The following is a 4687-nucleotide window of genomic DNA, read 5'->3' as shown; positions in this document are numbered from 1 at the left end:
CCGCGAAACGCGCCGGGGCGTCCGGCTATCGCGGACAAGGTCCGCTCCTACGGGGAAGGAATACCGTGCCTCCCGGCAACCTGTAGGAGCGGGCCTTGCCCGCGATTTCGCGCGCAGGGCGCGCTCCTACATTGGAATGGCGCAGGTGGGGCGGCGTAGGAGCGGATCTCATCCGCGAAACGCGCCGAGATGTCCGGCTATCGCGGACAAGGTCCGCTCCTACAGGGGAATGGCCTGGGCCTACCAGGCGTACTTGACGCTGGTCAGCACGGTGCGGCCTTCGCCCGGGTAGCACTCGGCGATGTCGTCGCAGGTGGTCACGTACTTCTCGTCGAACAGGTTCTGCGCGGCGAAGGAGAGGGTGACGTTCTTGTTCACCGGGTAGCTCACGCCGGCGTCGTACAGGGTGTAGTTGTCGACGTGGAAGGTGTTGCCGTTGTCGCCGTACACCGAGCCGGTGTAGCGCACACCGCCGCCGACGCTGAGGCCGTTGGCCATGCCCTCGCGGAAGGTGTAGTTGAGCCAGGCCGAGGCCATGTGCTCGGGCACGTTGGCGAAGCGGTTGCCCTCGTCGCCGTTGTTGCTCTTGAGGATCTTGGTCTTGGTGTAGGTGTAGGAGCCCAGCAGGTCCCAGTGCTCGTCGAGCTGGGCCTTCACCTCGGCCTCGATGCCGCGCGAGCGCACCTTGCCGGTGGCCTTCTGGAAGCCGGTGCTGACGCCGTTGACCACGTCGTTGGTGAGCACGTTGGTCTTCTCGATCTCGAAGCCGGCGAGGGTCAGCAGGAGCTTGTCGGTGGGCTGGTACTTCACCCCGGTCTCCCACTGGTGCGCGGTGCTCGGGTCGAAGGTGTTGCCGTTGCCGTCGATGCCGCTGTTGGGCACGAAGGACTCGGAGTAGGCCACGTAGGGCGCCAGGCCGAAGTCGGTCAGGTAGGTCAGGCCGACGCGGCCGGTGAAGGCGTCGTCCTTGGCCAGGGTGTGGCTGCCGGCGATGTGGTCGTCGGTGCTGCTGCGCACGTTGTCGTAGCGCCCGCCGAGGGTCAGCAGCCAGTTGTCGTCGAACCTGATCTGGTCCTGGGCGTAGTAGCCGACGGCGTCGATGTCCTGGTCGTAGTTGACCTGGATGGTGCTCGGGCGGTTGATGTTCAGGCCGTATTTCGGGTTGCTCGGGTCCAGCAGCAGCGGCAGGAAGTACGACAGGTTGGCCAGGCTCAGGCTCTCGAAGTAGCGCTTGACGTCGGATTCGGTGCGCGAATAGTCGATGCCGGTCAGCAGGGTGTGCTGGATGCCCGCGGTGTCGAAGTCGAACTGCAGCTGGTTGTCGACGGTGAAGGCGTTCATGTGCTCGTCCCAGCGCCGCGGCGAGCGCAGGACGTCGTTGGCCAGGGACGGGACCAGCGCGGCCAGGGCCGGCACGGCGCTCTGCACGGTGCCCAGCGGCAGCATGTTGTTGAGGATGAAGTCGACCTGGCCGTAGCGCAGGTTCTGGCGGAACTCGACGTTGTCGTTGAAGCGGTGGCGGAACTGGTAGCCCAGGGTGAACTGGTCCTGGTACGAGTGGTTGAAGCTGTGGTCGCCCAGCAGGGTGTTGTCGGTATGGCCGTATTGCGGGGTGTTGACCGCGATGGTGCCGCCGCTGTCGTCCTTCATGAAGCTGCTGAGAAAGGTGAAGCTGGTGTCTTCGTCCGGCGCCCAGGTGAAGGACGGGGCGATGTAGTAGCGATCGTCCTTGACCTCGTGGCCGTCGTCGTACTCGAACTCGGTGTTGGATTTGCGCACCACGCCGACCACGCGGTACAGCAGGCTGCCGTCGTCCACCAGGCGGTCGCCGATGTCGAAGCGGCCCTGGATGCGGTCGTGGTTGCCGAAGCCCAGTTCCACCTCGTGCACGCCGGCGGCGGTGGGCAGCTTGCTGACGCGGTTGATGATGCCGCCGGCGTCGCCCAGGCCGAACAGGGTGGAGGAGGGGCCGCGGACCACGTCGATGCGCTCCAGCGCATAGGGCTCGGTGCGGAAGAAGGTGTAGCTGTTGTTCAACTGGCGCAGGCCGTCGAGGTAGTCGCTGGTGGTCTGGCCGTTGAAGCCGCGGATGAACAGCCAGTCATAGCCCTTGGGGTCCTGGCCGTAGGTCTCCACGCGCACGCCGGGCACATAGCGCAGGGCCTGGCTGACGTTCTGCACGCCCTGGGCGTCCATCTGCTTGCGGGTGATCACCGAGACCGACTGCGGGATCTCCAGCAGCGGGGTGTCGGTCTTGCTGGAGCTGGTGCTGGTGCGCGGCACGTAGCTGTCGGTGCCTTCCGGGGCGGCGGTGACCACCTGGGCCGGCATCGCCAGGGTGTCGTTGCCGGCGGCGTTGGCGCCCAGCAGGGTCACGCGGCTGCCATCGACCTGGTAGCGTATGCCGGTGCCGCGCAGCAGTTGCTCCAGCGCCCGCGCCGGCTCCATCTCTCCGTGCACGCCGGGGCTGCGCAGGTTCTGCACCTGGGCCTGGTTGAAGATGATCTGCAGGTGCGCCTGGCTGCCGAGGTTGGTCAGCGCCGAGGCCAGCGGTTGCGCCGGGATATCGATGCGCACCGGCGCGGCGAAGGCGCTGGTGGCGCTCAGGGTCAGGCCGAGCGCGGCGGCGCCGACCAGGCGGGCCAGGGGGCTGCGCTTGCTGTGCAGGGGCTTGCGGTTCACTGGGACACTCCTATGATCCATGCAGTTTTGTTATTAATGCGAATGATTAGCCTTCTATGACGCGGCTACCGGAAAAAACCGGAAGACTTTTTTTCGCGGGCATGGATGGGAGGGAGAAGCGACGGCTTTTCGTAACGGCTTTTCGTAGGAGCGAGCTTGCTCGCGAATCAGCCCCGCTGCGGAGTTCGTTCGCGAGCAAGCTCGCTCCTACGAAGAGACAGACGCAACGCTCAGAGCGGCGCGTACCTGCTGGCCAGGGTGATGCTGCCGTCGTCGTGGCGGCGCATCTCCAGCGGCAGCACCTTGGGCAGGGAATCGACCAGCGCCTGCAGGTCGCTGGTGTCGTAGATGCCGCCGATGCGCATGGCCGCCACCACCGGGTCGCCCAGGCGCACCGGGTGGGCCAGGTAGCGGTTGATCTGCGGGATGGCCGCCTGCAGCGGCTGGTCCTGCAGCACCAGGCGGCCGTCGAGCCAGGCGATGGCGTCGCCCGGGGCCACCTGGGCCAGTTCGAGCTGCCCGGTGGCGCTGCTGTAGCGGGCCTGCATGCCCGGGGTCAGCTGGGCGGCGTTGCTGTCCACGCCAGGCGGCGGGGTGACTATCACCGAGCCTTCCAGCAGGGTGACCAGCATCTGGTTGACGTCGGTCCAGACGTTGAAGCGGGTGCCGGTGACGCGCACGCTGCCGTTGTCGGTGCGTACCGTGAACGGCTGCAGGGCGTTGTGGCTGACGCTGAAGTAGGCCTCGCCGCCGCTGCCCAGGCGGGCGTCGCGGCGGTCGCGGTAGAGGGCGAAGAACAGGCTGGAGTGGGCGTTCAGGCGCACTTGCGAATCATCCGCCAGGCGCACTTCGCGCGGCGCGTCCGTGGCGCTGTAGTAACCGATGCGCGACGGCAGCCAGCCGGCGGACCAGCCCGTCGACCAGACCGCGCCCAGCGCCAGGCAGGCGATGGCCGCGGCAGTGGCGAAGCGCCTGATGCGCGAGCGCCGTGGCCGCGTCGTGGCCCGGCGGGTGTGCGACAGGGGCGCTCGCGCCGGGGCCTGCAGGCGATCGGCCAGGCGCCAGATTTCCAGCATCGCCAGGTATTCGTCGCGGTGCCGCGGGTCTTCCGCGCACCAGGCGTCGAAGGCGTCGCGCTCGGCCCGGGTGCAGTCCGCCTCGTGCAGGCGCGAGCACCAACGCGCGGCTTCGGCGCTCAGGCTCTGGTCGTCATGCTCGGCGGGGGGCTGGTTCATCGAAGGCTTCCACGACTGGGCGGCGAAGTGTGCCCAGATCACGCTTTCTTTTCGGCTTGATGCGAGTGATTATAATTACCTCCGACGCGGGCTGTCAGCCAGCGTCGGCTGCGAGAGCCGATCTTACCCGCAAGCCCCCTAACGGGCGGAGCGCTTTTTTCTTGATTCGCTACTACCAGGAACTGACCGCCTTCCTCAGTCGCACCCTGGGGGACCGCCATGCCGCCGCGGACCTGACCCAGGAGACTTTCCTGCGCCTGCTCGACCGCAAGGCCGAGGAGCGCATCGAGCAGCCGCGGGCGTTCCTCTTCAAGACTGCCGTCAATCTCAGCATCGACTTGCGCCGGCGGGCGCGTATTCGTCGCAACGAGGATCTGGAGGCGCTGGACCGTGAAGGTTGCCTCGATGAGCGTTGTCCGCAGACCGAGGCTATCCAGCAACAGCAGTTGCTGATGTTGCGTCGTGCCTTGGAGCAGTTGCCGGAGAATTGTCGGGAGGCGTTTCTGCTGCGCAAGGTCGAGGGGTGTTCCCATGCCGAGATCGCTGAGCGTTTGGGGATTTCGCGGGATATGGTGGAGAAGCATATCGTCAATGCCATGCGGCATTGTCGGCAGCGGTTGTTGCAGTGGGGTGGGCAGGGGTAGGGGGGCGGCGGATAACGCTTGGGGCGTTATGCGTCTTTCATGGTTGAGCTAGGCACCATCCTCACACCCCATCATTCCCGCGAACGCGGGAACCCAGCTGCCTTCTTGCTCGGTGTAACGCGCCGC

General features: G+C 66.5%; 3 protein-coding genes. 1 reads left to right on the top strand and 2 read right to left on the bottom strand.

The genetic code is table 11. The features are described from left to right. Nucleotides 1-240: 240 nt before the first annotated feature. On the bottom strand, nt 241-2703 hold the full coding sequence (locus BM060_RS15720) for a TonB-dependent siderophore receptor (protein WP_074980883.1): 2463 nt from the start codon (nt 2701-2703) through the stop codon (nt 241-243). A gap of 209 nt (nt 2704-2912) precedes the next feature. Next, nucleotides 2913-3917, bottom strand: coding sequence for a FecR family protein (locus tag BM060_RS15715; protein ID WP_074980882.1), 1005 nt, complete (start codon nt 3915-3917; stop codon nt 2913-2915). Between the two features lie 161 nt (nt 3918-4078). Between BM060_RS15715 and BM060_RS15710 the strand changes: the two genes are divergently transcribed. Continuing rightward, complete coding sequence (locus tag BM060_RS15710; protein WP_074980881.1) at nt 4079-4561, top strand: sigma-70 family RNA polymerase sigma factor; 483 nt, start codon at nt 4079-4081, stop codon at nt 4559-4561. Nucleotides 4562-4687: the final 126 nt, after the last annotated feature.

The organism is Pseudomonas citronellolis (genome assembly GCF_900112375.1).
Taxonomy (GTDB): domain Bacteria; phylum Pseudomonadota; class Gammaproteobacteria; order Pseudomonadales; family Pseudomonadaceae; genus Pseudomonas; species Pseudomonas citronellolis.
The sequence above is the reverse complement of the archived record's forward strand: the minus strand, read 5'-3'. Positions and strand labels throughout refer to the sequence as shown.